The 26,262-nt window shown below is 71.7% G+C and carries 30 protein-coding genes and 2 pseudogenes; 15 read left to right on the top strand and 17 right to left on the bottom strand.

From position 1 onward, the window contains the following. Positions 1-24 precede the first annotated feature (24 nt). The gene (locus ACXAHD_RS06625) at positions 25-240 is read right to left on the bottom strand and encodes a biotin/lipoyl-binding carrier protein (RefSeq protein WP_123605236.1); all 216 of its coding nucleotides are present in this window, start codon (positions 238-240) and stop codon (positions 25-27) included. A 226-nt stretch (positions 241-466) separates the two neighbouring features. Between ACXAHD_RS06625 and ACXAHD_RS06620 the strand changes: the two genes are divergently transcribed. Further along, positions 467-541 (top strand): 50S ribosomal protein bL37, encoded by a 75-nt coding sequence (locus ACXAHD_RS06620; RefSeq protein WP_370461611.1) that lies wholly within the window; start codon positions 467-469, stop codon positions 539-541. Between the two features lie 48 nt (positions 542-589). On the opposite strand, the gene rsrA is transcribed toward ACXAHD_RS06620, so the two are convergent. From rsrA to ACXAHD_RS06595, 5 genes are all read right to left on the bottom strand, one after another. Further along, on the bottom strand, positions 590-874 hold the full coding sequence (gene rsrA / locus ACXAHD_RS06615; RefSeq protein ID WP_123607142.1) for a mycothiol system anti-sigma-R factor: 285 nt from the start codon (positions 872-874) through the stop codon (positions 590-592). A gap of 5 nt (positions 875-879) precedes the next feature. Beyond that, positions 880-1,701: a sigma-70 family RNA polymerase sigma factor gene (locus tag ACXAHD_RS06610; RefSeq protein ID WP_348650132.1), complete on the bottom strand. Its 822-nt coding sequence runs from the start codon at positions 1,699-1,701 to the stop codon at positions 880-882. A gap of 332 nt (positions 1,702-2,033) precedes the next feature. After that, positions 2,034-2,660, bottom strand: coding sequence for an alpha/beta hydrolase family protein (locus tag ACXAHD_RS06605; protein ID WP_281555454.1), 627 nt, complete (start codon positions 2,658-2,660; stop codon positions 2,034-2,036). Between the two features lie 137 nt (positions 2,661-2,797). After that, positions 2,798-3,190: a WhiB family transcriptional regulator gene (locus ACXAHD_RS06600; RefSeq protein ID WP_281553490.1), complete on the bottom strand. Its 393-nt coding sequence runs from the start codon at positions 3,188-3,190 to the stop codon at positions 2,798-2,800. A 250-nt stretch (positions 3,191-3,440) separates the two neighbouring features. Then, positions 3,441-4,211, bottom strand: coding sequence for an SOS response-associated peptidase (locus ACXAHD_RS06595; RefSeq protein WP_281553489.1), 771 nt, complete (start codon positions 4,209-4,211; stop codon positions 3,441-3,443). 48 nt (positions 4,212-4,259) lie between these two features. Between ACXAHD_RS06595 and aroA the strand changes: the two genes are divergently transcribed. The 4 genes from aroA to ACXAHD_RS06575 all read left to right on the top strand — a co-directional run bounded on the left by aroA (position 4,260) and on the right by ACXAHD_RS06575 (position 8,715). Further along, entirely contained in the window at positions 4,260-5,558 is a 1,299-nt protein-coding gene (gene aroA / locus ACXAHD_RS06590; RefSeq protein WP_281553488.1) for a 3-phosphoshikimate 1-carboxyvinyltransferase, read from the top strand. Between the two features lie 22 nt (positions 5,559-5,580). Further along, positions 5,581-6,729, top strand: a complete 1,149-nt coding sequence (rsgA, locus tag ACXAHD_RS06585; RefSeq protein ID WP_281555453.1) for a ribosome small subunit-dependent GTPase A — start codon at positions 5,581-5,583, stop codon at positions 6,727-6,729. A 66-nt stretch (positions 6,730-6,795) separates the two neighbouring features. Beyond that, positions 6,796-7,587, top strand: coding sequence for a histidinol-phosphatase (gene hisN, locus ACXAHD_RS06580; RefSeq protein WP_281553487.1), 792 nt, complete (start codon positions 6,796-6,798; stop codon positions 7,585-7,587). 84 nt (positions 7,588-7,671) lie between these two features. Beyond that, positions 7,672-8,715, top strand: a complete 1,044-nt coding sequence (locus ACXAHD_RS06575) for a hypothetical protein (protein WP_475049187.1) — start codon at positions 7,672-7,674, stop codon at positions 8,713-8,715. Here the strand turns inward: ACXAHD_RS06575 and ACXAHD_RS06570 are convergent. Further along, positions 8,691-9,923: pseudogene (locus tag ACXAHD_RS06570) on the bottom strand (glycosyltransferase); the annotation flags it as partial. The gene ACXAHD_RS06575 and the pseudogene ACXAHD_RS06570 overlap by 25 nt on opposite strands. 295 nt (positions 9,924-10,218) lie before the next feature. Here ACXAHD_RS06570 and ACXAHD_RS06565 point away from each other — a divergent pair. From ACXAHD_RS06565 to ACXAHD_RS06555, 3 genes are read left to right on the top strand one after another with little or no spacing between them, the layout of a single operon-like run. Then, a complete protein-coding gene (locus ACXAHD_RS06565; protein ID WP_475049175.1) occupies positions 10,219-10,968 on the top strand; it encodes an ATP-binding protein in 750 nt (249 codons plus the stop codon). A 2-nt stretch (positions 10,969-10,970) separates the two neighbouring features. Next, complete coding sequence (locus tag ACXAHD_RS06560; RefSeq protein ID WP_281553484.1) at positions 10,971-11,426, top strand: hypothetical protein; 456 nt, start codon at positions 10,971-10,973, stop codon at positions 11,424-11,426. 28 nt (positions 11,427-11,454) lie between these two features. Then, on the top strand, positions 11,455-12,036 hold the full coding sequence (locus tag ACXAHD_RS06555; protein ID WP_281553483.1) for a DUF5709 domain-containing protein: 582 nt from the start codon (positions 11,455-11,457) through the stop codon (positions 12,034-12,036). A 34-nt stretch (positions 12,037-12,070) separates the two neighbouring features. Here ACXAHD_RS06555 and ACXAHD_RS06550 read toward each other — a convergent pair whose 3' ends face one another. Together ACXAHD_RS06550 and macS are read right to left on the bottom strand one after the other, a co-directional pair. Beyond that, positions 12,071-12,700, bottom strand: coding sequence for a response regulator (locus ACXAHD_RS06550; protein WP_289213709.1), 630 nt, complete (start codon positions 12,698-12,700; stop codon positions 12,071-12,073). A 41-nt stretch (positions 12,701-12,741) separates the two neighbouring features. Next, positions 12,742-13,977 carry a MacS family sensor histidine kinase gene (macS, locus tag ACXAHD_RS06545; protein ID WP_281553482.1) on the bottom strand — a complete coding sequence of 412 codons (1,236 nt, stop codon included), beginning with the start codon at positions 13,975-13,977 and terminating at the stop codon, positions 12,742-12,744. A gap of 138 nt (positions 13,978-14,115) precedes the next feature. On the opposite strand from macS, the gene ACXAHD_RS06540 reads away from it, so the two are divergent. Further along, positions 14,116-14,634, top strand: a complete 519-nt coding sequence (locus tag ACXAHD_RS06540; protein ID WP_281553481.1) for an ATP-binding protein — start codon at positions 14,116-14,118, stop codon at positions 14,632-14,634. Here the strand turns inward: ACXAHD_RS06540 and ACXAHD_RS06535 are convergent. Together ACXAHD_RS06535 and ACXAHD_RS06530 are read right to left on the bottom strand one after the other, a co-directional pair. After that, positions 14,615-15,553: a ribose-phosphate diphosphokinase gene (locus ACXAHD_RS06535; RefSeq protein WP_281553480.1), complete on the bottom strand. Its 939-nt coding sequence runs from the start codon at positions 15,551-15,553 to the stop codon at positions 14,615-14,617. The genes ACXAHD_RS06540 and ACXAHD_RS06535 overlap by 20 nt on opposite strands. Before the next feature lie 56 nt (positions 15,554-15,609). Beyond that, positions 15,610-16,584, bottom strand: a complete 975-nt coding sequence (locus ACXAHD_RS06530) for an acetylxylan esterase (protein ID WP_281553479.1) — start codon at positions 16,582-16,584, stop codon at positions 15,610-15,612. A gap of 84 nt (positions 16,585-16,668) precedes the next feature. Here ACXAHD_RS06530 and glpK point away from each other — a divergent pair, with 84 nt between their 5' ends. Both glpK and ACXAHD_RS06520 read left to right on the top strand, forming a co-directional pair. Continuing rightward, a complete protein-coding gene (gene glpK, locus ACXAHD_RS06525; RefSeq protein ID WP_475049169.1) occupies positions 16,669-18,207 on the top strand; it encodes a glycerol kinase GlpK in 1,539 nt (512 codons plus the stop codon). A 401-nt stretch (positions 18,208-18,608) separates the two neighbouring features. Then, positions 18,609-18,914, top strand: coding sequence for a hypothetical protein (locus ACXAHD_RS06520; protein ID WP_281553476.1), 306 nt, complete (start codon positions 18,609-18,611; stop codon positions 18,912-18,914). A 59-nt stretch (positions 18,915-18,973) separates the two neighbouring features. Here ACXAHD_RS06520 and aspS read toward each other — a convergent pair. From aspS to ACXAHD_RS06505, 3 genes and pseudogenes are all read right to left on the bottom strand, one after another. Then, a pseudogene (aspS, locus tag ACXAHD_RS06515) lies at positions 18,974-20,279 on the bottom strand (aspartate--tRNA(Asn) ligase). A gap of 267 nt (positions 20,280-20,546) precedes the next feature. Beyond that, positions 20,547-20,780, bottom strand: a complete 234-nt coding sequence (locus ACXAHD_RS06510; protein WP_475049166.1) for a hypothetical protein — start codon at positions 20,778-20,780, stop codon at positions 20,547-20,549. Further along, positions 20,770-21,600, bottom strand: a complete 831-nt coding sequence (locus tag ACXAHD_RS06505) for a class I SAM-dependent DNA methyltransferase (protein ID WP_475049163.1) — start codon at positions 21,598-21,600, stop codon at positions 20,770-20,772. The genes ACXAHD_RS06510 and ACXAHD_RS06505 overlap by 11 nt, the downstream gene beginning before the upstream one ends. A 126-nt stretch (positions 21,601-21,726) precedes the next feature. Between ACXAHD_RS06505 and ACXAHD_RS06500 the strand changes: the two genes are divergently transcribed. Together ACXAHD_RS06500 and ACXAHD_RS06495 are read left to right on the top strand one after the other, a co-directional pair. Continuing rightward, positions 21,727-22,059 carry a YnfA family protein gene (locus ACXAHD_RS06500; protein WP_281553472.1) on the top strand — a complete coding sequence of 111 codons (333 nt, stop codon included), beginning with the start codon at positions 21,727-21,729 and terminating at the stop codon, positions 22,057-22,059. 156 nt (positions 22,060-22,215) lie between these two features. Continuing rightward, positions 22,216-23,142 (top strand): DUF559 domain-containing protein, encoded by a 927-nt coding sequence (locus ACXAHD_RS06495; RefSeq protein ID WP_475049160.1) that lies wholly within the window; start codon positions 22,216-22,218, stop codon positions 23,140-23,142. 83 nt (positions 23,143-23,225) lie between these two features. Here the strand turns inward: ACXAHD_RS06495 and ACXAHD_RS06490 are convergent, their stop codons facing one another. After that, a complete protein-coding gene (locus tag ACXAHD_RS06490) occupies positions 23,226-23,471 on the bottom strand; it encodes a DUF397 domain-containing protein (protein WP_475049157.1) in 246 nt (81 codons plus the stop codon). Beyond that, positions 23,449-24,324 carry a helix-turn-helix domain-containing protein gene (locus ACXAHD_RS06485; protein WP_416567601.1) on the bottom strand — a complete coding sequence of 292 codons (876 nt, stop codon included), beginning with the start codon at positions 24,322-24,324 and terminating at the stop codon, positions 23,449-23,451. Before ACXAHD_RS06485 ends, ACXAHD_RS06490 begins: the two co-directional genes overlap by 23 nt. 105 nt (positions 24,325-24,429) lie before the next feature. Here ACXAHD_RS06485 and ACXAHD_RS06480 point away from each other — a divergent pair, with 105 nt between their 5' ends. Next, complete coding sequence (locus ACXAHD_RS06480) at positions 24,430-24,795, top strand: hypothetical protein (protein ID WP_475049154.1); 366 nt, start codon at positions 24,430-24,432, stop codon at positions 24,793-24,795. Between the two features lie 88 nt (positions 24,796-24,883). Here the strand turns inward: ACXAHD_RS06480 and ACXAHD_RS06475 are convergent, their stop codons facing one another. Further along, positions 24,884-25,525: a class I SAM-dependent methyltransferase gene (locus tag ACXAHD_RS06475; protein WP_281553468.1), complete on the bottom strand. Its 642-nt coding sequence runs from the start codon at positions 25,523-25,525 to the stop codon at positions 24,884-24,886. A 109-nt stretch (positions 25,526-25,634) separates the two neighbouring features. Between ACXAHD_RS06475 and ACXAHD_RS06470 the strand changes: the two genes are divergently transcribed. Continuing rightward, positions 25,635-26,225, top strand: coding sequence for a helix-turn-helix domain-containing protein (locus tag ACXAHD_RS06470; RefSeq protein ID WP_421357467.1), 591 nt, complete (start codon positions 25,635-25,637; stop codon positions 26,223-26,225). Positions 26,226-26,262: the final 37 nt, after the last annotated feature.

Raw genomic sequence — 26,262 nt, 5'->3', positions numbered from 1 at the left:
CCCCGTCGACCGGTCCGCAAGAACCTATTCGATGACCGCGATCAGGTCGCCTTCCTGGACCACGTCGCCCTCGTCGACGGCGAGCTTCTGCACCACCCCGTCGGACTCGGCGACCACCGGGATCTCCATCTTCATCGACTCCAGTATCACCAGGGTGTCGCCGTCGGAAACGGTGTCGCCGGCGGCGGCCACCACCTTCCAGACGTTGGCCACCATCTCGGCCCGGATCTCTTCGGCCATCGGCCGGCCCTCCTCCGTACGCCCGGCTCGCCGGGCGGCCCCGTCCCTCGCGCCGGCCCATCGGCCGGCCCGTCCCGTAACCACCGGCCCGTCCCGCATGTGCCGGTTGCGCGACATCCGAAAGGTATCCGATGACGTGCCCGTCGCGCATGCCGCTCGTCGGACCCGCCTAGCATCAACGGGTCAGCTCCCGGTCTACGGGAGACACCGTCCGACGGGAGGACAGATGGCCAAGAAGGCCCGTAAGAAGAAGGCACGTAAGAAGAGCGCCGCCAACCACGGCAAGCGCCCCAACTCCTGATGCCGTGGGTCGCCGGTCGGGCCACCCGGCCGGCGGCCCGCAGCAGGGTCAGTCCGGCAGGTACTCCCGCGAGTCCGCGTCGAAGACGAACTCGCTGAGCTTGGCGCGCAGCCGGTCCCGCAGCTCGGCCGGTGCCGTCTCGTTGCCACAGCAACGCGCGACGAGCGCCTTGACCTCCTGCTCGATGCCGTACTCCCGCAGGCACGGGGAGCACTCGTCGAGATGGTGCCGGATGAGTTCCCGCCGCTCCTCGGCACACTCCAGGTCCAGGTAGAGGTAGACCTCGGCGAGTACCTGACGGCAGTCCTGGTCGAACGAGTCACCGCCTTGCACGATCGTCACACCTCCTGGCCGGCCGCGGCGGGCTTGGTCGAGCGGACCCGGTTGAGGCCGCGATCGGTGGCGTAGCGCTCCAGCATCCCGCGCAGATTGCGCCGCCCGCGGTGCAACCGGGACATGACCGTCCCGATCGGAGTCCCCATGATGTCCGCGATCTCCTTGTAGGAGAAGCCTTCGACGTCGGCAAGGTAGACGGCGAGCCGGAAATCCTCCGGCAGTTGCTGCAGGGCCTGCTTGATGTCGCTGTCCGGCAACCGCTCCAGCGCCTCGGTCTCGGCCGATTTCAGTCCGCTGGAGGTGTGCGACTCGGCGGCGGCGAGCTGCCAGTCGGTGATCTCCTCAGTCGGCGCCTGCACCGGCTGGCGCTGCCGCCGACGGTAGGAGTTGATGTACGTGTTCGTCAGGATGCGGTAGAGCCAGGCCTTGAGGTTGGTGCCCTCCTCGAACTGGTGGAAGGCGGAGAACGCCTTCAGGTACGTCTCCTGCACCAGGTCCTCGGCGTCGGCCGGGTTGCGGGTCATCCGCAGCCCGGCCGCGTACAACTGATCGACGAAGGGTAACGCGTCACGCTCGAACCGCGCGCGCCGCTCGTCTGTCCGCTCTGATCGGGTCAACCGCTCGTCCCCCCTCGACTGTCCCGCCGAGGATACGCGCAAAGGCTGGCCGGCCGTCGCGGTTCGACCAGGTGTGCCCGTACTCACCGGTTGTGTGGCAGGCTGACCCGTCCAACGCGGGGCGGGCTCACCGACCCGCCGCGCGGCTGACGCCGGCCGGACCGGTCCGAGGGGTCGGGACGGCCCCGGCGCGGCAAGCCCTTCCAGGGTCCGAAATTCGGGTGACCATTCGAAGGCGTCCCGCAGTCGACGGCCACCGTCGGGCTGGCCCGCGGGCTGCGTCGCGCCGCGTATGTGGATGCGCACCGGTTCTCCACCCCTTCATCGAGACTTAGCTCCCGGGGTAGTAACGCGGGCCGGGTGGTAGCGCATTCCAACCCGTCCCGGCCCCGGAACCCGGTGACGGGCTCCGGAACCGGGAAGGGCCTGGGAGTTCCCGCGGCGGTGTCGCCACCGCGGCGCTCCGGACGCCGGCTCGGCGTCGCGGACACCCGATGCAACGACGGGTACCGGGCACCGGACACGGCCCGGCCGTGCGGTCACCGGCCCGCCCAGCCGTGCCGGACCAGCCAGTCGACCACCACGTCGGCCGTGCCGGCCGGGTCGACCCGCAGATCGTGCCGTTCACCCGGCCGGACCACCACGTCTCGGCCAGCCGCCGGGTCCGGCACCCCGAACGGGTCGCGGTCGCCGTTCACCACCAGGGTCGGCCGACCGGTGTCGAGCTCGTCCGCCCGGGTCCGCTCCGGACGACCGGGCGGATGCAGCGGGAAGGCGAGGGCGACGACCGCGTCGGCGTGCACCGCCGCAGCCGTACGACAGGCCACCCGCGCCCCGCTGGACCGTCCGCCGACGATCAGCGGTGGCGCGGGGGTGAGCCCGGCGACCACCTCGGTGACCACGGCACGCCAGGCCTCGTCCAGGTGGTGGGCCGGCGCGGGAGCCCGCCGACCGGCGACCCGGTACGGCTGGGTCACCAGGGCCACCGCAACCGCTGCCCGGGACGCCGCTGAGCGCACTGCGGACAGGTCGGCGGCGGTCACGTCGCCGCCGGCACCGTGCCCGAGCACCAGCAGACCAGCCGGGGGCACCGGCGGGACCGTCAGGTCGACCCAGGCGGTCCCGCGCGGCGTCGGCACCGACCGCCGGTCGACGCTCGGGCCCACGGTTGCGCCCGGGTCGGCCGGCTCGCCCCGGCCCACCGGCCCGCCCGGGTCCACCGCCTCCGGCTGGTCCGGGTGGCTTCGCTTCACCGGACCATTGTGCCGTGGTCGCCGGGCGTACCCGCCTGGCAACGCCCCAATCAGCTCAGCGGCACCAGGGTGAGCAACCGGTCGCGGACCGGTGGGCCGGCTTCGTCGACCGGACCGGGATCCGGACCACCGGAGTCCCGCCAGGCCACCTGCATCGCCCGGCGTTCCCGTGGGGTCGTCGCCCCCCAGACGCCGTGGCTGTCCCCGGCGTCGAGCGCCCAGGCCAGGCACGGCCCCTGGACCGGACAGGTACGGCAGAGCGCGACTGCCGCGTCGGCCGGTTCGCTCGGCGCGGGAAAGAACGTCTCCGGGTCGACGCTCTGACAGACCCCATGAGTCCGCCAGGCCTCGTCGAGGCGGCGTTCCGCCATCGCTGTGAGCAGCCTGGGGTCGCGGCGCGCGGCAGCGACCTCGTGTGGACGGGGCATTCGCGCCCGTGTCATTACCCACCTCCCCCGTGGGAACTTAGACATTGATCAACATCGTTCATCTGCGGCGAATCGGAATCCACTCTCGGCGCTGGTTTCTATCGCACTTCGGCAGGCGCAGACAAGGGCCTGCATCGATTCTGGGGAAAATACGTCTGGCGATTCGGTCCCAACACTGGCAAACCTCCACCTGCGTAGTCGGCCGATCACCGAACGCGGGACCCTGGTGTCGCCGCCGCGTGTGGGAGCGGTACCATCCGCAGGGTCAGAAGAGCTCCGGCTGCGCCGTCGGACCAGCCGGCCCCGACCCGCCCCCCGGAGCGACCCGTTGCACCAGTTCAGCGCCGTTGTTGCGGACGTTGCCGACCGCTGTGCCCACCGGCCGAATCTCGATGAGGTCCAGGTAATTGTCATCCGGCGCAGCCAACAGGGCGGTGCCGTCCACGTCCGGATCGAGCCATTCGGCCCAGCGGTCCTCCGGCAGCAACAGCGGCATTCGATCATGAACCTCGGCGAACGGCCCGACCGCCGCAGTGGTAATCACACTGCTCGTGATCATTGGCTCGGCCCGGCCCCATACCGACCAGAGACCGGCGAACGCCAGTACCCGGCTGTCGACCGGGGTCATGAAGTACGGCTGCCCGCCGCCGCGCCGGGCACCGGGCGGGCGTACCCACTCGTACCAGCCGTCGGCCGGCACCAGGCAGCGACGGCGGGCGAACGACGGCGCGAACGCCCTACTGGTCGCGACCGTCTCCGACCGCGCGTTGATCATCCGCGCGCCGATCCGGGGGTCGGCCGCCCACGGCGGTACCAGGCCCCACCGGGCAACGCTCACCACCCGGCGGGCGGCCGCCGGATCGGCGCGCGGCTGCGGCTGGCCGGCCCGGTCGCCCCGGGACAACCGCACGATGGGCACCGGATCGGTGGGTGCCGCGTTGTAGTCGGCCGCCAGCGGGCCGCCCGTGTCGTCCAGCGCCTCGAACAACGCGGAGAGATCCGCCGCGCTGCGCGTGGTCGCGTACCGCCCACACATGGTGCCCAGGCTAGTTGGTCGGCCCGGCGGGGTTGGCACACTGTACGGGTGCCTGAACTGAGCAGCGTCCCGCTGCACCAACCGTGGACCGCACCCCGCGCCGCCGGTCCGGTCCGGTCCACCCTCCGACTGCCCGGCTCGAAGTCGATGACCGCCCGCGCCCTGGTGCTGAGTGCGCTCGGCACCACCCCCGGCGGCGTCGTCCGCCCGCTCCGGGCCCGGGACACCACGCTGATGGCCGCCGGCCTGGCCGCGATGGGGACCGGGATCGACACCGGCTCCGCGCAGCGCTGGCCGGTCGTCCCGGCCGCACTGCATGGCCCGACGCACGTCGACGTCGGCCTTGCCGGCACCATCATGCGGTTCCTTCCGGCGGTGGCCGGGCTGGCCGACGGCCCGGTCACCTTCGACGGCGACCCGCAGGCCCGGGCCCGCCCGCTCGGCCCGCTGCTCGACGGTCTGCGCCACCTCGGGCTGCGCATCGACGCCGCACCGACCAGCGGCCTGCCGATCACCGTGCACGGCACCGGGCAGGTCGCCGGCGGCGAGGTCGACGTCGACGCCTCGAAGTCCAGCCAGTTCGTCTCCGGGCTGCTGCTGGCCGCGCCCCGGTTCACCGGCGGGGTGCTGGTCCGGCACACCGGAGCGGTGCTGCCGTCCGCCCCGCACATCCGGATGACCGTCGAAATGCTGCGCGCCGCCGGCGCGGTGGTGGACGACTCGGTGCCACAGACCTGGCGGGTCGAGCCGGGCGAACTGCGCGGGCGGGACTGGCCGATCGAGCCCGACCTGTCCGGCGCGCTGCCCTTCTTCGCCGCCGCGCTGGTCACCGGCGGCACGGTCACGCTGGCCGACTGGCCGGCGCAGAGCGCCCAGCCGGTAGGCCTGCTGATCGAGCTGATCGAGCAGCTCGGCGGCTCGGTCACGGTCGACGCCGACGGGCTGACCGTACGGGGCACCGGCACGGTGCACGGCGTCACCGTCGACCTGCGCCAGGTCAGCGAGTTCACCCCGGTGATCGCCGCACTCGCCGCACTCGCCGACGCGCCGTCGCGGCTGACCGGCGTCGCCCACATCCGTGGACACGAGACCGACCGGCTGGCCGCGCTCGCCGCCGAGTTGACCGGGCTCGGTGCCGCGGTGACCGAGCTGCCCGACGGGCTGGAGATCGCCCCCGAACCGCTGCACGGCGCGGTGTTCCGCACCTACGACGACCACCGGATGGCGCACGCCGCCGCCGTGCTCGGGCTGGCGGTGCCGGGCGTCGAGTTGACCGACGTCGCGTGCACGGCCAAGACGCTGCCGGAATTTCCGGCACTATGGTCGGCGGTGGCGGCAGGAAACTGACCGCGACGGGAAGGAGCCGATCCTGGCCGGCAGGCGCAGGGAGTACGACGAGGACGACGTGCGGGTACGACCCCGCCGGTCGTCCCGGCCGCGTACCCGCACCCGCCCGGCGCACGACGACGCGGTCGACGGTTTCGTGGTCACGGTCGACCGGGGCCGCTACGGCTGCGTGCTCACCGGCCCGCCGGCCACCCAGCCGGTCGCCGGCCCGCCTCCAGTGGTGACCGCGATGCGGGCCCGGGAACTCGGCCGGCGCGCGGTGGTGGTGGGCGACCGGGTCGCGCTGGTGGGCGACGTCTCGGGTGACGCCGGCAGTCTCGCCCGGATCGTCCGGATCGACGAACGGGCCTCGGTGCTGCGCCGTACCGCCGACGACGACGAGAGCACGCCGGAAGGTCGGCTGGAACGGGTGGTCGTCGCCAACGCCGACCAACTGGTGATCGTCAGCGCGTTGGCCGACCCGCCGCCCCGGACCGGGTTCATCGACCGTTGCCTGGTCGCCGCATACGACGCCGGGATCGACCCACTGCTCTGCCTGACCAAGGCAGACCTGGCCGACCCGGCGCCGGTTGTCGACTACTACCGGGACCTCGACCTGGAGTACGTGCTGTGCCGACCCGGCGGTGACCTGACCGACCTGCGGCGCCGCCTGGCCGGTCGGCTCTCGGTGCTGGTCGGGCACTCCGGGGTCGGCAAGAGCACGCTGGTCAACCGGCTCGTGCCGGAGGCGTTGCGAGCGGTCGGCACGGTCAGCGCGATCGGCCGGGGACGGCACACCTCGTCCAGCGCGGTCGCCCTGCGGCTGCCGTACTCCGGCGTGTCGCCCGACGGTGCCGACACGCCGGCCGACGATGCCGATGTGGGTACTCGGGCCGACGCGCGGGTCGTCCCGGCCGGCGATCCCGGATGGATCGTCGACACGCCCGGCGTACGCAGTTTCGGGCTGGCCCACGTGTCGGCCGAGAGCCTGCTGCACGGCTTCGCCGACCTGGTCGAGGGGAGCCTCGATTGCCCGCCGAACTGCGAGCACACCGGCGACGCCGACCGGTGCCGGCTGGGCGGCTGGGTGGCGGCCGGCAACGCCGATCCGCGCCGGCTGGCGTCGTACCGACGGCTGCTGGACTCGCGGTCCGGGGACACCGAGACGGGCCGTACCGCGACCCGCGAGTGAGCCGGCCGAACCTTGCGCGGTAGGACATCCGACCATTGCGGTGAGTAATCAGATACCTTTCCCGCCATGGCCCGGTACGCCGACGATCTCTCCCTAGCCCATCTGCTCGCCGACACCGCGGACTCGATGTCGATGGCCCGTTTCCGGGCGCTCGACCTGCGGGTCGAAGCGAAGCCGGATCTCACGCCGGTCTCCGACGCGGACACCGCCGTGGAGAAGGCGCTACGCGCCACCCTGGCCCGGACCAGACCCCGCGACGGGGTGCTGGGCGAGGAGTTCGGCGCGTCGGTCGCGGCGGCGGGACCCGGCAACCGGCAGTGGGTGATCGATCCGATCGACGGCACCAAGAACTTCATCCGGGGCGTACCGGTGTGGGCCACGCTGATCGCCCTGATGGAAGGGGATCAGCCGGTGGTCGGCCTGGTCTCGGCACCGGCGCTGGGCCGACGCTGGTGGGCCGCAGTCGGTCACGGAGCGTACGCAGGACGACACACAGCCGCCGCGACCGCGATCCGGGTCTCCGGGATCCGCCGCCTCGCCGACGCCAGCTTCTGCTACTCCTCGCTGACCAGTTGGGAGGAGTCCGGGCGACTACCGGCCATGCTGGACATCATGCGGTCGGTGTGGCGCAGCCGGGCCTACGGAGACTTCTACGGCTACATGCTGGTCGCCGAGGGCGCGGTGGACGCGATGGTCGAACCGGAGCTGTCGCTGTGGGACCTGGCAGCGTTGATTCCCATCGTCACCGAGGCGGGTGGCACCTTCACCGATCTGACCGGCCGGGCTGGCCCGGCCGGCGGCAGCGCCGTGGCCAGCAACGGCAGGCTGCACTCCGACCTGCTGCACCGGCTCAGCTGACCGCAGCCGGTCTCAGATGGAGCGAATCGAGCGACCGTCTATCCTCGCCGGGTGACGTCGACCGGTTGGTGTTTTCTCGCGGCGATGATCGCCACGTACGGCGTCGCACACCTCTTCCAGGCGGTGGCCGCCGCCCGCACCACGGTCCGCCGCTGCTTCGACCCCGGTCTGCTGCTGCGACTCGCCCGGCAGCCGGTGTACCTGATCGGCCTCGGCTGCCAGTGCCTCGCCTTCGTGCTGGCCTTCCTCGCCCGGCGGGACCTGCCACTGTTCCTGGTCCAGGCGAGCGTGGCCGCCGCGCTCGGCGTGACCGCCCTGCTCGGGGTGCTGACCATGGGCTGGCGGCTGCCAGCCGCCGAGGTGGTCCTGCTGGTGCTGCTGCTGGTCGGAGTCACCGCGCTGGTCGTCGCCGCCCGACCCGCGTCGGCGCACCCGCTCGGCCCCCGCGCGGTGGCCGTCATCGCCCTAGCCGGCCTGCTGATCTCCGCTCTCGGTGCCGGGGCCGCCCGGCTGGACGGCCCGGCCGCAGCCGTCCTGCTCGGACTGCTCGCCGGGTTCGCTTTCTCCGCCGCCGCGGTCGCCTCCCGGCCGCTCGCCGGCACCGCCAGCTACCGGGACCTGGTCACCGAACCACTGCTCTACCTGCTGATCGTGCACTCAGCCATCGGTCAGTGGCTGATCGGCCTGGCGATGCAGCGCGGTTCGGTCACCGCCGCCATCGCGGCGATGGACGCGGCGGGCGCGGTCCCGGCCGCCATCGTCGGCCTGCTGCTGCTCAACGACAAGATCTGGCCCGGACGCGAGTGGCTGGCCGCGGTCGGTTTCCTGATCACGCTGGCCGCCGTGCTCGGTCTGACCCGGTACGCGACGACCCAGCACGCGCCCGAGACCACGCGGCCGGCCTGGGCCGGTAGCCCGGGCCAGGCAGACCGGACCGACAGCACAGGTCAGCCGGCCCGGATCGGCGTGGCGGCGGCCTCCGCCGGTGCGGTCGCCTCGATCCCCGCCAGATCGATCTCCACATCGACCGGCTCGACCGAATCGCCGTCGGGCAACTGCCCGGAGACGACGCCGCTCGACCCCGCCGGCACCGGGCCGCCGTGGCGCGACCCGAGCACCCGCTGGTAGAGCCGTTCGATGGCGGCGGCGGTCCGGTCCCAGCCGTACCGGCACCGGACCCGGTCGACCGCCGCGTGCCCGTACGCGAACCGCTCGGCCTCATCGGCGAGCAGCCGCCGCAGCGCGACGCCGAGCGCCCGGACGTCGCCAGGCGGCACCAGCCGACCGGTCACCGCGTCCACCACGCAATCGGCCACCCCGCCGTGGGCGTACCCCACCACCGGCACGCCGCACGCCATCGCCTCCAACGCCACCGTGCCCACCGGCACGTACCGGCTGGTGCAGGCGACCACATCGACCGACCGGTACAGCTGCGGCATCTCCCCGGCCGGAACCGCGCCGATCAGCTCGATCTGGTCGGCCACCCCGTACCGGGTGGCCACCTCCCGCAGCCGCCGCGCCTCCGGATGCCCGGCCAGCTCGGCCCGGTCGGGCCCGCCGGCGATGAGCACATCGACGTCGCCGACCAACCGGAGCGCGCCGATCAGCTCGTCATGCCCGGAGCCGGGGGTGAGGTCGCCGACGGCGAGCAGCCGGCGACGCCGCCGGACCGGCGGCGTGGGGTCCGGCGCGAACCGAACGGTGTCCACCCCAGGGGGAATCATCGCGACCGACGCGCGGTCCCGCCCCATCCGGGCCAGTTCGTCCACCTCCTCGTTGCACTGCGCGACGGCCGCGTCGACCACCCGGCACAGCGCCTGCTCGAGCGCGATCCGTTGCCGCGGCCCCCGGTAGCCCGGACCCAACTGCCGCTGCTGTTGACCACCGATGCTGTGGAAGGTCTGCACCAGCGGAACCCGGCTGCGGCCGACCGCGCTGGCGGCCGCGAGACCACCCGGCCAGAAGTGCCCGTGCACCACGTCCGGCGTCCACTCCCCGTCGTCCCACTGACCCGCCAGCCAGCGCCCGAATTCCGGCAGGTGGGCCAGCAGTGCGGCGGTGCCGAGCCTGGTCGGCGGACCGACCGGCACCCGGACCAACTGGTAGCCGGACGACGACTCGCCGTCCGGCTCGTCCGGTCCGGTCCGCCGCTGGTAGACCCGGACGTCGTGGCCGAGAGCGGCCAGTTCGGTGGCGAGCCGGGCGACGTGCTGCCGGGTGCCGGTGACCGGCTGCCCGGCGGTGTCGAGACGTCCGGGGTCACGCTGTGCGAGGTCACGGTGTACGGGGTGACCCATCGCAGCTCCATCGTGGGCAGACACCAGACCGACGCGCATCTTCACCTCCGTTGCTCGTCACGGGTGCTAGCGGTTCTTTCTAACCCCTGCGGTACGAGGATTCCTCCGGTTCCGGCGAGCACCACCCTCGGGTGAGATCCACGGGTGAAGTACGACGACCACGCCGGTGGTATGACACGCCCAAATCGGGGTACCCGTACGCATGGCAGCGACCGGGACGCAGAGCAGCCGCTTCCGCCCAACGGGTACGTCGGGGCGGCTGACGATCGGGCCTGATGGGACCGGGCCCGATGTCCTTGTCGCCGGGCCGGTACGGGGTGCCGGGAGGAGAAACGTGCCGACCGACCTGCGATGCGTGCTGGAGTGCGACCCGACCGATCCGGTGATCCGGCTGGTCGGGGTGCTGGACCGGCACGCCGTCGACGACGTCCGAGCAGCGTTGCTGGACTGCCTGGCCGACCGGGCGGCCCCGGTCGCGGTGGACGTCTCCGCAGTACGCGACGCCGCGCCCGCCGCGTTGCTGCGGCTCGGCGAGCTCGCCCGTACGGTCGCCGAGTGGCCGGCCGGCGGCTTCGTCTGCTGCGCCGCGCCACCCGGCACCGGCCGGGCCTGGTCTGCGGCAGGGCTGACCGTACTGCCCGACACCACCCTGGCGGCGGCGCTGGTCGACGGCGCTCCGCCGGCCGCGCCACTGAGCGCCGAGCTGGATCCGGTCGTCGGAGCGGCGCGGACCGCACGGGCGCTGCTCGCCGAGGGCTGCCGCCGGTGGGGGCTGCCGCAGCTGGCCGATCCGGCCGCCGTGGCGCTCACCGAGCTGGTGAACAACGTGATGGTGCACGCCGGCACGCCGATGTCGGTGCGGATCGGCCTCCGGGACGGCCGGCTGCGGATGTCGGTGCGCGACGGCTCGGACGGCCTGCCCACCCCGGCCGGGCCGGTCCCGGTGGCACCGAACGCGCTGGGCGGTCGGGGCATGATGCTGGTCGAATCGGTGGCGCGGCGGTGGGGCTGTACCCCGCTGCGCGGCGGCAAACTCGTCTGGGCGGCCATCGATCCGGCGGACCATCCACAGGACGGAGACTGACAGTGGGACGGCACGACAGTTCGACCGGCCCGGCCCGGCTCGCCCTGCTGCTGGCCGGGGTGGCGGTCGGCTACCTGCTCGGCAGCCGGGCCAGGTCCGGCGGAACCGACGTCACGACGGGGCCGGCCGTGGACCAGCCGACGGCCGGAGCCGCGATGGGCCAGCCGCCGGCCGCCGGCCCGGTGCGGGTACGGCCAGCGGTGGCGCCTGCCGGTCAACGGCCCGGGACCGACCTCGGGTACCACCCGGGACGGCCGGCGGACGAGGAGTTCGCCGCCGACGTGGTGAGCGGATCATCTGCGACCACCGCCTCGCACCCGTACCAGGTGCCGGCCGGTCGGACCACGGCGACGCCGGCGGCACCGGTCGGCGACCCGGCCGTGCCGACCGGCGCGGACGGTGACGACGCGCCGCCGCCGGCGCGCCGGCGCCCCGACCCGCCCCGGCCAGGTGTGTGACCGCCACCGACCCGGGTAATGGGACGGCATGCGTACAGACGACTTCCCCCGGCCGGTTTCCGACCCGGAGTCCGAAGGAATCCCGCAGACCGCGGACGACGACTCGACCGCGTACGACGACGTGGCCAGCGGCCGCGAGGCCGACGGTCCGGACCCGGAGAGCATCCCGGGCGACGTGCCGGTGGCGGTGGACCACTTCGGCAACACCGCCCAGGAACAGCTCGACGGGGAGTCGTTGGACTACAAACTCGCCCGTGAGGCGCTGGGCAGGCCGGTGGACGATCCACTCAGTGGGCCGGTCGACCAGGCGCTCGGCGACGAGGCCAACAGCGAACAGGCCGCCGCCCAGGCGCAACGCGACGCTGACGTGCTCGACCCCGGCCCGTACTCGGACCCGAACTCACCGGTCTCGCTCTACGACCACGGTCGGCTCGGTGGGGCGGACAACGGAACGGTGGGGCGGCTGGTCGAAGCCGACGAGGGAGCACACACCGACGACGAACCGGACTCGGTGGCTGCCGACGCGGGAGCCGCCGGTGGCGGGGCCAGTGCCGAGGAACTGGCGGTCCACGAGGCCGAGTCGCCCGAGGACCACCCGATCGGGCGCTGACGGAGCTGTCGCCAGCCGGCTGGCGACGGTTCCGTCAGTCGTCCAGGCCCCGTTCGATCGCGTACCGGGTGAGCTCCACCCGGTTGTGCAGTTGCAGCTTGCCCAGGGTGTTCTGCACGTGGTTCTGCACCGTCCGGTGGGACAGCCCCAGCCGGCCAGCGATCTGCTTGTACGACAACCCTTTGGCGACCAGCCGCAGCACCTCGGTCTCCCGGTCGGTGAGCCGGGGCTCGTCCCCGGCGGGCCGCGCGGCGGCGGCCAGCCGGCGGTACTCGCCGAGCACCAGTCCGGCCAGTCCCGGCGTGAAGACGGCCTCCCCGGTCGAGGTCCGCCGGACCGCGTCGAGGAACTCCGCCGGGCCGGCCGACTTCAGCAGGTAGCCGGTCGCGCCGGCCTTGACCGCGTCGAGCACGCTCTGCTGTTCTCCGCTGGCCGACAGCATCAACACCCGGACGCCGGGCTGCTCGGCCAGCATGCCGCGGATCACCTCCACCCCGGAGATGTCGGGCAACTGCAGATCCAGCACCACCACCTGAGGTCGGGCCGCCGCGCAGATCCGCACGGCCTGGCGCCCCTCCCCGGTGGTGGCGACCACCTCGTGGCCGGCCTCGGTCAGGTCCCGGGCCACCCCTTCCCGCCACATCGGATGGTCGTCGACCACCATCACCCGGATCGGATCCACCGCATCCGCTGGCGCACCTGCCGTCACCCGTACTCCTCCACCGTCGTGTCCGGGCTCGGCACCCGCAGCTCGATCTCGGTGCCCGCGCCGGGCTCCGAGACGATCCGTACCGTGCCGCCGATCTCGGCGACGCGCCCCTCGATCGACTGGCTCACCCCGAGTCGACCCTGCGCGGCCGCCTCCGCCAGCCGACCGGGTCGGATGCCGCACCCGTCGTCCCGGATCGACACGGTAACCGCGTCCGGCTCCTCTTCGACCAGCACCCACACCCGCGCCTGCGGACCGCCGTGGCGCACCGCGTTGTCGACCGCGGCACCGAGCGCCGCACCCAGCTCAGCGGCGAGCCGACCGGGCAGTAGCACCGGCTCGGCCGGGGTGGCGACCGAGACCCGCGACGACGCGTACCCGTTGACCACCGACCGCAGGTCGACCGGCCCGGCGACGAGCGCCGCCGGCGGGTCGGCCGCTGTCCGCCCGTCCGCCGCCGTCGCGGCGGGCTTGTCCGGCGGTACGGTGACCCGGCTGGTGACCAGCGCCCGCAACGCGGCCTCCTGCTCCCCGGCGAGCCGGGCCAGCTCACCGGCCTCGCCGTCGAGGTCGGCCCCGCGCCGGGCGACCATCGCCAGCACCTGCAGCACCGAGTCGTGGATGTCACGGGCCAGCCGTTCCCGCTCCCGGGTCGCGGCGGCCAGCTCCCGGGTCGCCGCCTCCAGCTCGACCGCCCGCTGCAACCGGTCCTCGGCCGCGCCGATCAGCCGGGCCACGTGCCCGACGGCGATGCCGGCCAGCAGCATCAGCACACCGGGAGTGACCGACGACTCGTTGAGCCGGTCCCGTACCGCGAGGTCGGCGGCGGTCAGCACCAGGGCGGCGGTCGCCCCGAGGCGCCGGCCACCGGCGACCGCCCAGGCCAGCACCGGACCTGCGAGCCAGGCGACCGCGATGGTCGGCACCCCGCCGGCCAACGCGGGCCGCCCGATGATCCACGGGCTGACCAGCAGCGGGACCAACGCGACGAACAGGTCGGCGGCGAGCAGCGGCCAGCGACGCAGGTGGGGCCGGGCGTACGCCCAGCTGGCGGCGACCGTCCAGGCGATCATGCCGAGCAGGACCGGGACGGCGACGAGCGGATGGGCGTAGTCGGCGGCGTTGCGCGCGTACAGCACCAGCACATAGCCGAGGGCGGTGAACCGGAACACCGCGAGAGCCCGCCACAACGGGACGATCAGGGTGCCTACCGGGGCGGGGCTCTGCCGCACCCGCCGACGATGGCACACAGCCGAGCGGCCGGCGAGGGCTGGTCGGCCTAACACGCCCGGACCGATGTGCATTTCCCCACAGGTCAACGTAGGGTGAGAATGCCGCGAAAGCACTGACGATCAGCAGCCGGATGGGCCATGACCGACGCAGATCCCCCGTCATCGCGTACGGTCGTGCCTATCGACCCGATGGATCTGCTCAGCGAGGCCTTCGACCGGTCGCAGGTCACTGACCTGCGACATCACGTCGCATCGTGCGCCAGTTCGGCCGGGATGAGCGGCCAGCGGCTCGACGATTTCGTGCTGGCCGTCAACGAGCTGATCACCAATGCGGTCCGGCACGGCGGCGGCCAGGGCTGGCTGCGGATGTGGCGTGACACACAGTCGATGAACTGCGAGGTCGCCGACAACGGGCAGGGCATCGGGTCCGACCGGCTGCGCAACCGGGACCGCCCGGCGCCGAACACGGCGGGCGGCTGGGGACTGTGGCTCACCGAGCGGTTGACCGACACCATGGCAGTCGCCACCGGCCCGGAGGGCACCACGGTACGGATCAGCCTCGGACTGTCCGGCCCTGCGGCGTCCGGGGCCGGGATGTCCGAGACTGCGGCGTCCGGGGCCGGGGTGGACGATCCGGTCAGCCGAACAGGGCGCTGACCGACTCGCCGTTGTGAATCCGGCGCATCGCCTCGGCCAGCGCCGGCGCGACGGAGAGCACCTGCAGCTTCGGCACCCGTTTGGCGGCCGGAATCGGCACCGTGTTCGTGCAGACGATCTCCAGCACGCCGTCCTGGTCGCTGAGTCGGTCCAGCGCACCGCTGGAGAACAGCCCGTGGGTGCAGGCGATGCGGATCGACCGGACCTTCAGCTCCCGCAGGTGGTCGATCAGCTCGATCACCGTGCTGCCTTTGGCGATCTCGTCGTCGAGGACGATCACGTCGCGGTCGACGACGTCGCCGATCACCGCGCTGATCTGCACCCGGTCGTCGCTGAACCGCTGCTTGGCCCCGGCCGCGACCGGCAGACCGAGCATCCGGGCGAAGGCGGCGGCTTCCTTGGCGTTGCCCAGGTCGGGTGAGACGACCACGGTGTCGGTCAGGTCCTGGTCGTGGAAGTGCGCAGCGAGCTCGCGCAGCGCGTGCAGGTGGTCGACGGGAACGCTGAAGAAGCCGTGCACCTGCGGGGAATGCAGCGTCATCGCGAGCACCCGGTCGGCACCGGCGGAGACCAACAGGTCGGCGACGAGTCGGGCACCGATCGAGATCCGTGGGGCGTCCTTCTTGTCCGACCGGGCGTACGCGTAGTGCGGTAGCACCACGGTGATCCGGCCGGCGGAGGCGCCCCGGGCGGCGTCGAGCATCAGCAGCAGCTCCACCAGGTGCTCCTGCACCGGCGGCACCAGCGGCTGGATCAGGAACACGTCCCGTTCGCGGCAGTTCGCCTGCAGCTGCACCTCCAGGCAGTCGTTGGCGAACCGGGACACCCGCACCGGGTGCAGCGGCACGTCGAGGTGGGTGCAGATCTCCGCAGCCAGCTCGGGGTGGGCGCTGCCACTGAACACTGCGATGTCACGCACCAGGTGATGGTAGGTCAGCCCCGGACGGGCGCAGTCGGCGAGACCCTCGGCCGGGCTCAGCCGAGCTGCTTGCGCACGAACTCGATCGACAGCTGGTCGAAGTGCGCCCGGCCACCCTCGTGCCCGTCCCACTCGTACACCTCGATCTCCTTCGGGCCGGCGTACGCGTGGTGGGCGGCGAAGACTGTCGACGGCGGGCAGGTCTGATCCATCAGCGCCGCGCTGAACAGCGCCGGGGCGGTGGCCCACGGCACCAGGTGCGCGGCGTCGACGTAGTCGACCGTGGTGAACGCCGCCGCGGCCCGCTCCGGTTGGATCCGGCAGAACCGGACCAGCTCGTTGTACGGGTCGGCGTCGGTGATCGTGACGGCGCGGCGGATCTGGCACAGGAACGGCACCCGGGACACCACCGCGCCGACCCGGTCCCCGGCGAGCGCGGCGGCGGCCAGCGCCAACCCGCCGCCCTGGCTGGTCCCGACCACGGCGATCCGGGACCGGTCGACATCGGGCAGGTCAGGGGCGATCTCCACCGCTCGGGCCGCGTCGGTGATCAGCCGGCGGTAGTAGTAGCCGGCCGGGTCCAGCACACCCCGGGTCAGGTAGCCCGGCGTGGTCGGCCCGGACCCGTCCGGCCCGGCGTCCGGGGTGTCCCCGCCGCGCCACGACCCGCCCTGGCCCCGGGTGTCCATGACCAGGTGGGCGAAGCCGGCCGAGGCCCACAGCAGCCACTCGTGTGGGCGGCCGCGGCCGCCGCCGTACCCGATGAACTCGACGACGACCGGCAGCGGCCCGGCGGCGCCCGACGGCACGTTGAGCCAGCCTTTGATCTCCTGGCCGGCGAAGCCGGTGAAGCTGACGTCGTACGTGTTGATCATGCGCAGCGCGGTTTCCACCGGGGTCGCCACCGGCGGCACCGCCATCGACCGGGCATCGGACAGCGTCTCGTCCCAGAACTCGCGCAGATCCGCCGGGGGTGACAGCTCAGGCTGGTAGCGCCGCAGCTGATCGAGGGGAAGATCGAACCAGGCCATGGCGGCACGCTACCAGCGCCGGCCGACCCGACGGGGACCGATGTCTGCGGCCATGCCGGCCCTGGCTACGGCCATACTGGCCCGATGACGGAGCAGACCAGCGTGGCCACCGCCGGGCGGTACGTCGCCGCCATCGACCAGGGCACCACCTCGTCGCGGTGCATCGTCTTCGATGCGGACGGCGCGATCGTCGCCATGGCGCAGCGGGAGCACCGGCAGATCTTCCCCCGGCCAGGCTGGGTCGAGCACGACGCCGAGGAAATCTGGGCCAACGTCGAGCAGGTGGTCCGGCAGGCACTGGCCGATGCCGGCGTTGGTGCCGGCGCTGGTGCCGGCCAGCTCGCCGCGATCGGCATCACCAACCAGCGGGAGACCACCGTGGTGTGGGACCGGGCCACCGGCCGCCCGGTGCACCACGCGATCGTCTGGCAGGACACCCGCACCGGGCCGCAGCTGCAGCGGCTCGGCGCGGCCGTCGGCGAGCAGCGGCTGCGGGAACGCACCGGGCTGCCACTGGCCACGTACTTCGCCGGGCCGAAGGCGATGTGGCTGCTGGAACACGTCAACGGGCTGCGTGAGCGGGCCGAACGCGGCGAGGTGCTGTTCGGCACGATGGAGTCCTGGCTGATCTGGAAGCTCACCGGCCGGCACGTCACCGACGTCACCAACGCCAGCCGTACCCTGCTGATGGACGTGCGCACGCTGCGCTGGGACGAGGAGATCCGGTCCGCGGCGGGCATTCCGGCCGCGATGCTGCCGCAGATCGTCCCGTCGGCCTCGATCTACGGTACGGCGGACAGCTCAGTGGCTGGCGGTGCGCTGGCCGGCGTGCCGGTCGCCAGTGCGCTCGGTGACCAGCAGGCGGCGCTGTTCGGGCAGACCTGCTTCCAGCCCGGCGAGGCGAAATGCACCTACGGCACCGGCAGCTTCCTACTGCTCAACACCGGTACGAGTGCGGTCACCTCGCAACACGGGCTGCTGACCACGGTGGCCTACCAGATCGGTGACGCCCCGGCGCACTACGCGCTCGAAGGTGCGATCGCGGTGACCGGCTCGCTGGTGCAGTGGCTCCGCGACAATCTGGGGCTGATCTCCAGCGCGGCGCAGATCGAGCAGCTGGCCCGCAGCGTCGACGACAACGGCGGCTGCTACATCGTGCCGGCGTTCTCCGGACTGTTCGCCCCGCACTGGCGGGCCGACGCCCGGGGCGTGGTCACCGGGCTGACCGGCTACATCACCAAGGGACACCTGGCCCGCGCGGTGCTGGAAGCGTCGGCTTGGCAGACCCGTGAGGTGGTCGACGCGATGAACGCCGACTCCGACGTGGCGCTGCGCCGGCTGCGGGTCGACGGCGGGATGACCGCCAACGGGCTGCTGATGCAGTTCCTCGCCGACGTCCTCGACGTGCCGGTGGTCCGCCCGGCGGTCAGCGAGACCACCTGCCTGGGGGCGGCGTACGCGGCCGGGCTGGCGGTCGGCTTCTGGCCGGACCTGGACACGCTGCGCGCCCAGTGGCGGGCCGACGCGCACTGGCGGCCGGCGATGTCGTCGGCGCACCGGGACCGGGAGTACGCCCAGTGGCGCAAGGCCGTCAGCCGCACCCTCGACTGGGTCGACGACTGACGGCAGCTTCATCGCCGTTCAGCTTCCAGAAATTCACGTAGCGTCACCTCTTCGGGTCGGGTCCACCCGTCGAGCCTGATGCCACAGGTGCATCAAGATGCACCTGTGGCATCAAGTCCGCGACGGCACCTTGGAGTTCCCGGAGCCCGGCAACCGGGCGCGGCTAAACAGTTCGCATTGGACGGCGCACGACGGGGATGCTGTCCGGATGCCCGCCCGCACCGCCTACCACGACGAGCTCGGCGACCACTTCGCCCGACACGCCGACACGAGCCCGTACAACGCCTACGTCGACCGGCCCGCGATGGTCGCCCTCGCCGGGGACGTCGCCGGGCAGCGAATCCTCGACGTCGGCTGCGGGGCCGGGCACTACGCGACAGCTACTCGGCGAGCTACGACGGGTGCTCCGGCCGGGCGGGTGGCTGCTGGTCTCCACGACCCACCCGACCGCCGACTGGCGACACTTCGGCGGCTCGTACTTCGCCGACGACTGGGTGGACCTTTCGCTGGCCGGCGGGCAGATGTCGATCCACTATCAACGGATGACGCTGGAGACGTTCCTGGGCGAGCTGCTGGACGCCGGCTTGCGCCTGGAGCGGCTCGTCGAACCGCGCCCGGTGCCCAGTCTCCGTGATGTCGACGAGGCGGCCTACCACAAGCTGTGCCAGTCGCCGTCCTTCGTCGCCGTCCGGCTCCGGCGACCCTGACGACCGGCGGTGGTCCGGTGCCCTGCTGGTCGCGGGACACCGGACGACACCGTCGAGGGTCAGGGGGCGAGGCGGTGCAGGTCGCGCGGGAAGAGCGTGACCTGGCGGATGTTCGGTACGCCGAGCAGCCGGGCCACGAACCGCTCCAACCCGAACGCGAAGCCGCCGTGCGGCGGCATGCCGTACCGCATCGCGTCCAGGTAACCGGCGTACGGGGTGAGGTCGGTCTCGCCCCGCTCGGCGAGCGCGTCGACGTAGTCGCCGTACCGGTGCAGCCGCTGCCCGCCGCTGACCAGCTCCACGCCCCGGAAGATCAGGTCGATGGCCCGGGAGTGGCCGGGCCGGGCCGGGTCCGGGTGGGTGTAGAACGCCCGGTGCCGGGTCGGGTAGCCCTCGACGAAGACGAAGTCGCTACCGTGCTCGCGCAGCGCCCACTCCCCCAGCCAGCGTTCGTGCTCCGGGGCCAGGTCCGGCTCGCCGGTGACGTCCCGGCCGGTCGCCGCGCTGACCATGTCGAGGGCGTCGGCGAAGTGCACGATCACCGGCTCGGCCGGCAACGCCGGCAGCCGTACGTCGAGCAGCTCCAGCGCCGGCCCGGCGCGCTCGGTGACCGCCGCCAGCATGCCGGCCACCGTGGCGTGGCAGACAGCGATCACGTCCCGGTGGTCGTCGACGAAGCCGAGTTCGGCGTCGAGCGACGTGTACGCGGCCAGGTGCCGGGCGGTGTCGCTCGGCTCGGCCCGGAACACCGGCCCCACCTCGAAAACCCGCTCGAAGACGCCCACCATGATCTGCTTGTAGAGCTGCGGTGACTGGGCAAGATAGGCCCGGCGGCCGAAGTAGTCCAGGGCGAAGACGTTCGCGCCGCTCTCGGTCGCCGTACCGACGATCTTCGGGGTGTGGATCTCGACGAACCCCATCGTCGTGAGTGTTTTTCGGAAGCCGGCGACGGCGGCGGCCGCGATCCGGTGCGTCGCGGCCAGCTTCGGGTGCCGCAGTGCGACCGGCGCGTGGTCCAGGATCGTCGGCAGGTTCGCCCGCAGGTCCGGCCGATACAGATCAAACGGTACGGGCGCCGCCGGGTCGCTGAGCGGGGTGATCGTCGGCCCGGTGACCTCGACGCCACCGGGGGCGGTCGGCTGGGCGGTCGCGGTCCCAACGACAGCGACGACGGTTTCCTCCGGCAGGTGCTCGAGTTGTGCCCGTACCGCCGGGTCGGTGACGACGACCTGGGCGAGCCCGGCGGCGTCGCGCAGGATCAGGAACGCGACGGATTTCAGCAGCCGCCGCCGGGTGAATCCAGCCAGCCAGCCGTACGGGCTGGCCAATGAAGTCCGGTAGACGAGCGGAAAGGATGCGTTGCATGTGGTGACCTCCTCCGGTGTGCGCAACGCGTCCCCAGAGAGGTGTGGGCGAGCGGGATCCTCGCGGTGCCACCACACCTTCACCGCGCCACCGCGTCGTGTACGCGTGGCGCGGCCTTCGCTTACCCGTGACGTGGGCGAGTCGGCGGGAGTCTACTGAGCCCGGACGGGCCGTTCTTTCCCGCAGCTCAGGAGGGTCTTCACGGCTGGGCCGGAGTCCGCCCTCTCAGCTGTGGGCGGCTCTCTGTCACTCCGGTGGGCGCAACCGCTACTCGGCTCCGTCGTCGCTGTTGTCTGCAGACGCTAACCGCTCACCGTCGCCGTCCGCATCCGGATTCCGACCGCCATCGGCGAGAGTCTGGTGGTCGTCGGCTTCGTCCTGCTCGATGAGGTCGACGTCGAGCCGGTCGAGTAGATCACGAAGGGATTCCAGCAGCTCGGCACGCCGATCGGAATCGGCGTCAGCGGCCACCTCACCGACGATGTTCCCACTATCTTTCATCGGTCTCGCTCCCCGGGCCAGTCGATGGCATGCGCCAGACGGAGACGTGTTTCTCGCTGTCGGAGGTGAACGGCGAGCCGTCCCAGTCCGCTACCCGCTGCTCCAGCGTCAGGCCGGCGAGCCGGGCCATCAGGTCGCACTCGGCCGGCCAGATGTAGCGGAAGTTGCTGTTGCCGTAGCTGGCGCTGCCATCGTCGCGCCGCCGGTAGTGGTGCGAGGTGCCCTGCTGGGTAACCATGTCCAAGGTGTCGAAGCCGACGTGCCGATCCGTCACCTCGAACGGCACCGCCGACTGCCCCGGCGGGAAGCGCCGGATGCCCGGCACCCACAGCTCGACAACGAACCGCCCGCCGGGCGACAGGTGCCGGGCGGCGTTGCGGAAGCACTCCACCTGCTCGTCCTGCGTACGCAGGTTTCCGATGCTGTTGTACACGACGTATACCAGGGAGAACCGCCCGGGAACCGTCGCCGTCGCCATGTCGCCGACGACGACCGGCAGGTCTTCGGCCAGCGGAACCTTGCGGCGCAGCTGATCGACCATCGGCTGCGACAGCTCGATCCCGCTCACCGGAATGCCCTTCGCGGAAAGCGGGATCGCCACCCGACCGGTGCCGATTGCGAACTCCAGCGCAGGACCGGCGCCGGCCAGTTGAGCCAGAAACTTCACCGTCGGCGCAAGTACGTGTGGGGCGAACATCTCGGCCGAGCCCTTGTCGTACGCCTGCGCTGCCTGCTCGCCCCACAGGTCACTGCTCGTCATGGACACGATACTCAAAGCGTTCCCGTACACACGCAAGTCATTAAAGTGCGGAGTGGTCACACCGTCGAGGTGAGGCTGACGCACGTCATTTCGCGATTTGAGGTGTGTCAGCCTCACCTCGATGCGGCGGACGACGGCGGTGCGGCGCCCCCAGGTGCCGGCGAAGGTCTGGGTAGGGTCAGCGCCGTGACCGTCACGCGATCCCTGGTCCTGTTCGTCCTCGCCGCGCTGGCCGAGATCGGTGGGGCGTGGCTGATCTGGCAGGGCTGGCGGGAGCACCGCGGCCTGCTGTGGATCGCCGCCGGGGTGATGGCGCTCGGGCTGTACGGGTTCGCGGCGTCCTTGCAGCCGGACCCGCACTTCGGCCGGATCCTCGCCGCCTACGGTGGGGTCTTCGTCGCCGGTTCACTCGTCTGGGGCGTCGTCGTGGACAGGTTCCGGCCGGACCGCTGGGACATCACCGGCGCGGCGATCTGCCTGATCGGCGTCGCCGTCATCATGTACGCCCCACGCGGCTGAACTACGAAGGCCACGCTGCCGGCAGTGCTCCTGTACCCGGCGGGTGCGTCTGGAGCCGGCGATGGTTTCTATTGCGGTGGTTTTCTTGCGTCGGATGCGCGACTGGACCGGCGTACCGGGCAGAAAACGACGGCGACGACCCGGCAAGCTCGTCCGATGTCCCGCCCCGCCACGGTGCCCCGCGAGTTGAGCTTCGAGCCGTTCTCCGGCAGCCGCGCCATCGCCGCCGGCCTGATCACCCGACGGATGCTCAACGGCCCGCACTGGCGCCGCATCCTGCCCGACGTCTACGTGCACGAAGGTTCGTACCGACCCGAGGACCACCGGATGTGGTGTGTAGCCGCCGCCGCACGACTGCCGCCCGGCGCGGCGATCCACGAGCTCAGCGCGGCTTTTCTCTGGGGGATTGATCTTCTGCCGCTACGCGGCCCGAGACAGACGGTGGTACCGGTGCACGTCGCGCTGCCGAAGACCGCCCGGCCTGATCCGCACCCCAGGATCAGGTACGCATCCCGGACGCTCACCCCGGACGACATCACCTCCTTGAGTGGGCTTCCCTTGACCACTGAAGTCCGTACCGCGTTCGATCTGGGCCGATCATTGCCGCGTGCCGCTGCGCTCGGCGCCCTCGACGCGTTCCTCCACCGCCGCCTTGTCACACGCAACAGCCTTGCCGCATACATCGACACCCGCTCCGGGCTGCGCGGCCTGCTACAGGTCAGGGATCTTCTTGCTCTCGCGGAACCGTTGAGCGAATCACCGATGGAGAGCCGGCTCCGCCTGCTGCTGCACGACGCCGGCCTGCCAAAACCCACTCCGCAGTACAGGGTGAAGGCTCCTTCTGCGGGCAAGGGGCGGTTCGTCGCCCGGGTCGACCTGGCGTACCCGCAATGGCGGATCGCCATCGAGTACGAAGGTGACCATCACCGGGAGCGGGCCGCGTTCCGCAAGGACGTGTACCGCTTCAACGCGCTGCGGGAAGCTGGCTGGATCGCGCTCCGCTTCACGGCCGACGACGTACTCCGACGAGAAGAACAAGTCGCCCAAAAGGTACGGCGCGCGATCGCCGAACGCGCCAGCTGACCACATCGCGCCCGTCGAGGTGAGGCTGGCGCACCTCATTTCGCGATTTAACGTGCGTCAGCCTCACCTCGGCACGGAGCACGTCAGGCCGAGGCGGGGCCGCCGCGCCGGAGGGCGGTCACGAAGCCGGTCCAGGAGTCGCCGGAGAAGGACAACACCGGGCCGTACGGATCCTTCGAGTCCCGCACCGCGACGCCAAGCGCACCAGAGACACCCTGGTCAGTGAACCCAACCACCCCGGGAAGCCCAGCCACCTCGACGCAGTTGGAGTTTGAACCGCTTTGACTCGACTTGCGCCACGTCCCGTCAGGCAGTTCGGCTGCGTCCATCCTCGCCTCGCTCACGCTCGTGTTCTCCCGCGAGCCGGGCCACCAGGTCGATCGACTCGGCAGGGCTCAGCGCCACCGTGAGCAGCCTATCCAGTTCCTCGCGAAAGAAGCTCACCTGCTCGGGCTCCTCCAGGAACAATCCGGAGATCTTGTGCTCAAGGTGCACAACCGTCCGATTACGGGGGAAGTCCAAGATGGCGAATGCTCCGTCCAGACCCGTGTAGCCACCAACCGACCACGGCACGACCTGCAGGGTGACGTTCGGGCGGTCGGCGGCGTCGACAAGGTGCCGTAGTTGCCGGCCCATCACCCATGGACCGCCGAGCGGCCGACGCAGCGCCGACTCGTCCAGGATGGCATGCAGCGCCGGGGGTTCGGACCTCGCCAGAATGGCTTGGCGCCCAAGCCGAGCGGTAACTCTGGTCTGCGCGTCGGCCTCCGGAACGCCGCAGCCTTGCAAGACTGCCCTGGTGTAGTCCGGGGTCTGGAGCAGCCCCGGCACAAGCAGTGGCTCGAAGTCGACGATCGCCGACGCCTCGGCCTCCAACTGGATCAACGTCCGGGACTCGACCGGGAGACCACCCAGCACCTCCCACCAGCCGGGCTCGGAACGCTCCGACATGGCGAGCAGCCGCTGCCGTTCCTCACCGGTGACACCGTAGATGACCAGTAGGGACGCGACGTCCTCCAGCTTGCTGCCCTGCCGGCCGGTCTCCATCCTGGACAACTTCGACGCCGGCCAGCCAAGTCTCGCCGCCACCCCACGGACACTCAGCTTCCTACCTTGCCGCAGCGCGCGTAGTTCGCCAGCGAGGCCGCGGATGGCAATTGTGGGCGGCGTCGGCTTGGTCATCGAAATCCTCCTGTCCCAACCTCTTGACACGAGCCTAACCCTGTAGCCATGTTGTACGCAACGTTGCTCCTCAGCAAGCCACAGCATGAATGAGGTGAGCCAGTGATGTTGGTGAAGGTGCGGGCGTACGACCCGGCGGACAGCCCGGGACCGATCCCGTCGGTGATCGACCGCTTCCGGCCCGGCCCGGACCTGCCCGAACAGCTCAGCGAGGCGGAGCACACGGCAGCCCGCTACACGGTGATCCTGGTGCCGCCGGAGGAAGCGGAGGTCCTCGACCTCGGCCGGGAGAACCCAGGGCTCAAGCTCTACCTGGACCACCACTGGGAGGCGGACGTATCCGACCTCGACGAGGCGGCGACGCTGATCTCCGAGCACTGCGGCAAGCCGGTCACGCTGGTCGAGCACCGGGCCGACCTCTGCTACTGGACGGCGTACGTGGAGCTGCCCTACGCCGACGGCGGGAACTGACGCGCCGCCCGGCAGGCTAACTGCGTACTGACGAACGGCTGCCGGGGGGGCCGGGATCGGCCAGCCCGGCAACGTATAGCTTGGTTCTTCAGGGCAACGGCGTGCGGTGGGCCCGAACGACGAAGTCGTGGATGGTCAGCTGGCGCGAGTCGTGGTGCACCTCGCGGGTACGGGACTCCGCCACAACCACCTTCCACTGCGCTTCGGGTAGAGAGCCGACGACGGCGTCCAGACCGATCGACGCGGCCTGTGGGGCGTGGGCAGCCGAGTGGGTGTCGGCGTGGTCGTGGCCGACGACCAGCAGCGTCCCGCCGGGGGCGACGGCGGCGGCCAGCCGTGCCACGAACTGGTCGAACGGCAGGTCGGGGTGGACGTACTGGCTGGTCACCAGGTCGTAGCGTTGCGACGGCTCCCAGCTGGTCAGGTCGGTGGTGAGCCAGGTGATCCGCTGCGCGACGCCCGGTTCCTGCTGCGCGGCAAGCTTCTGGGCGCGGCCGACCGCTGTCGACGAGGCGTCGACGGCGGTCACCTGCCAGCCCCGGCCGGCGAGCCAGATCGCGTCGGCGCCGGTGCCGCAGCCCGCGTCGAGCGCCGTACCGGGGGGCAGGTCCGCAACCTCGGCGACCAGCTGTGGTCCTGGCGAGACGTGTCCCGCCGGGTGCGCCTGATAGTGCTGCTCCCACCAGTCGGCACTGAACGCGGGATGGCCCGCGTGGGTCTCGTTGGTCATGCTTCGACGGTAGTGAGCCTTTCGGCAATCGGAAGAGTTCATGCGGTTTCCGCAAGAAGGTGCCGTACAACAGCGAGGCCCGGCAGCGGGGGCACCTAGCATGGTGGGCGTGTCAGGGGTCGAGCTTTCCGACGTGGTCCGGCAGCGCATCCGTGGCCTGCGGCAGGCGCGCGGCTGGAGTCTCGACTCCCTCGCCGCACGCTGCCACCTGAGCCCGTCCACGCTGAGCCGCATCGAGACCGGCCACCGGCGGATCGACCTCGACCAGCTCGTCGCCCTGGCCCGGGCCCTGGACACCACGATCGACCAGCTCGTCGAGCCGGTCGACGATGCCGACGTGATCATCCGGCCGATGAAGCACCAGGAGCCGGGTCTGGCCACCTGGGTGTTGTCGCGCGGCTCAAGCCAGCCCGGCGGCAGCATGGTGGCGAAGATGCGGATCACTCCGGAGCGCCGTACCGGTCCGGGGCATCTGAGCGTGCACCCAGGGCGGGAGTGGTTCTTCGTGCTCAGCGGCACCGCACTGCTGCACCTGGGTGAGCGGCAGATCCCGGTCGGCCAAGGGAACGCGGCAGAGTTCTCCACGATGATCCCGCACTCCATCGGCGCGGTGAACGGGCCGGTGGAGATCCTCACCATCTTCGACCAGGACGGCGAGCGGGCACACGCGCAGTCGTCGGGAGACGCCCCAACCAGTTAGTCTTGCCATTACTGCAAGCCTTGGTGCCGATTGAGCA

This window comes from Micromonospora sp. ABR4_055 (genome assembly GCF_056160425.1).
Note: the sequence above shows the minus strand (reverse complement) of the source record. Positions and strands in the feature narration are given on the sequence as shown.

Excerpts from the sequence above, each read along its gene's own strand:
- ACXAHD_RS06625 (WP_123605236.1), bottom strand. The coding sequence starts at position 240 with ATGGCCGAAGAGATCCGGGCCGAGATGGTGGCCAACGTCTGGAAGGTG.
- ACXAHD_RS06600 (WP_281553490.1), bottom strand. The coding sequence starts at position 3,190 with ATGACACGGGCGCGAATGCCCCGTCCACACGAGGTCGCTGCCGCGCGC.
- ACXAHD_RS06595 (WP_281553489.1), bottom strand. The coding sequence starts at position 4,211 with ATGTGTGGGCGGTACGCGACCACGCGCAGCGCGGCGGATCTCTCCGCG.
- hisN (WP_281553487.1), top strand. The coding sequence starts at position 6,796 with ATGGCCCGGTACGCCGACGATCTCTCCCTAGCCCATCTGCTCGCCGAC.
- ACXAHD_RS06575 (WP_475049187.1), top strand. The coding sequence starts at position 7,672 with ATGATCGCCACGTACGGCGTCGCACACCTCTTCCAGGCGGTGGCCGCC.
- ACXAHD_RS06555 (WP_281553483.1), top strand. The coding sequence starts at position 11,455 with ATGCGTACAGACGACTTCCCCCGGCCGGTTTCCGACCCGGAGTCCGAA.
- ACXAHD_RS06550 (WP_289213709.1), bottom strand. The coding sequence starts at position 12,700 with ATGGTGGTCGACGACCATCCGATGTGGCGGGAAGGGGTGGCCCGGGAC.
- ACXAHD_RS06540 (WP_281553481.1), top strand. The coding sequence starts at position 14,116 with ATGACCGACGCAGATCCCCCGTCATCGCGTACGGTCGTGCCTATCGAC.
- ACXAHD_RS06530 (WP_281553479.1), bottom strand. The coding sequence starts at position 16,584 with ATGGCCTGGTTCGATCTTCCCCTCGATCAGCTGCGGCGCTACCAGCCT.
- glpK (WP_475049169.1), top strand. The coding sequence starts at position 16,669 with ATGACGGAGCAGACCAGCGTGGCCACCGCCGGGCGGTACGTCGCCGCC.
- ACXAHD_RS06510 (WP_475049166.1), bottom strand. The coding sequence starts at position 20,780 with ATGAAAGATAGTGGGAACATCGTCGGTGAGGTGGCCGCTGACGCCGAT.
- ACXAHD_RS06495 (WP_475049160.1), top strand. The coding sequence starts at position 22,216 with ATGTCCCGCCCCGCCACGGTGCCCCGCGAGTTGAGCTTCGAGCCGTTC.
- ACXAHD_RS06490 (WP_475049157.1), bottom strand. The coding sequence starts at position 23,471 with ATGGACGCAGCCGAACTGCCTGACGGGACGTGGCGCAAGTCGAGTCAA.
- ACXAHD_RS06485 (WP_416567601.1), bottom strand. The coding sequence starts at position 24,324 with ATGACCAAGCCGACGCCGCCCACAATTGCCATCCGCGGCCTCGCTGGC.
- ACXAHD_RS06480 (WP_475049154.1), top strand. The coding sequence starts at position 24,430 with ATGTTGGTGAAGGTGCGGGCGTACGACCCGGCGGACAGCCCGGGACCG.
- ACXAHD_RS06475 (WP_281553468.1), bottom strand. The coding sequence starts at position 25,525 with ATGACCAACGAGACCCACGCGGGCCATCCCGCGTTCAGTGCCGACTGG.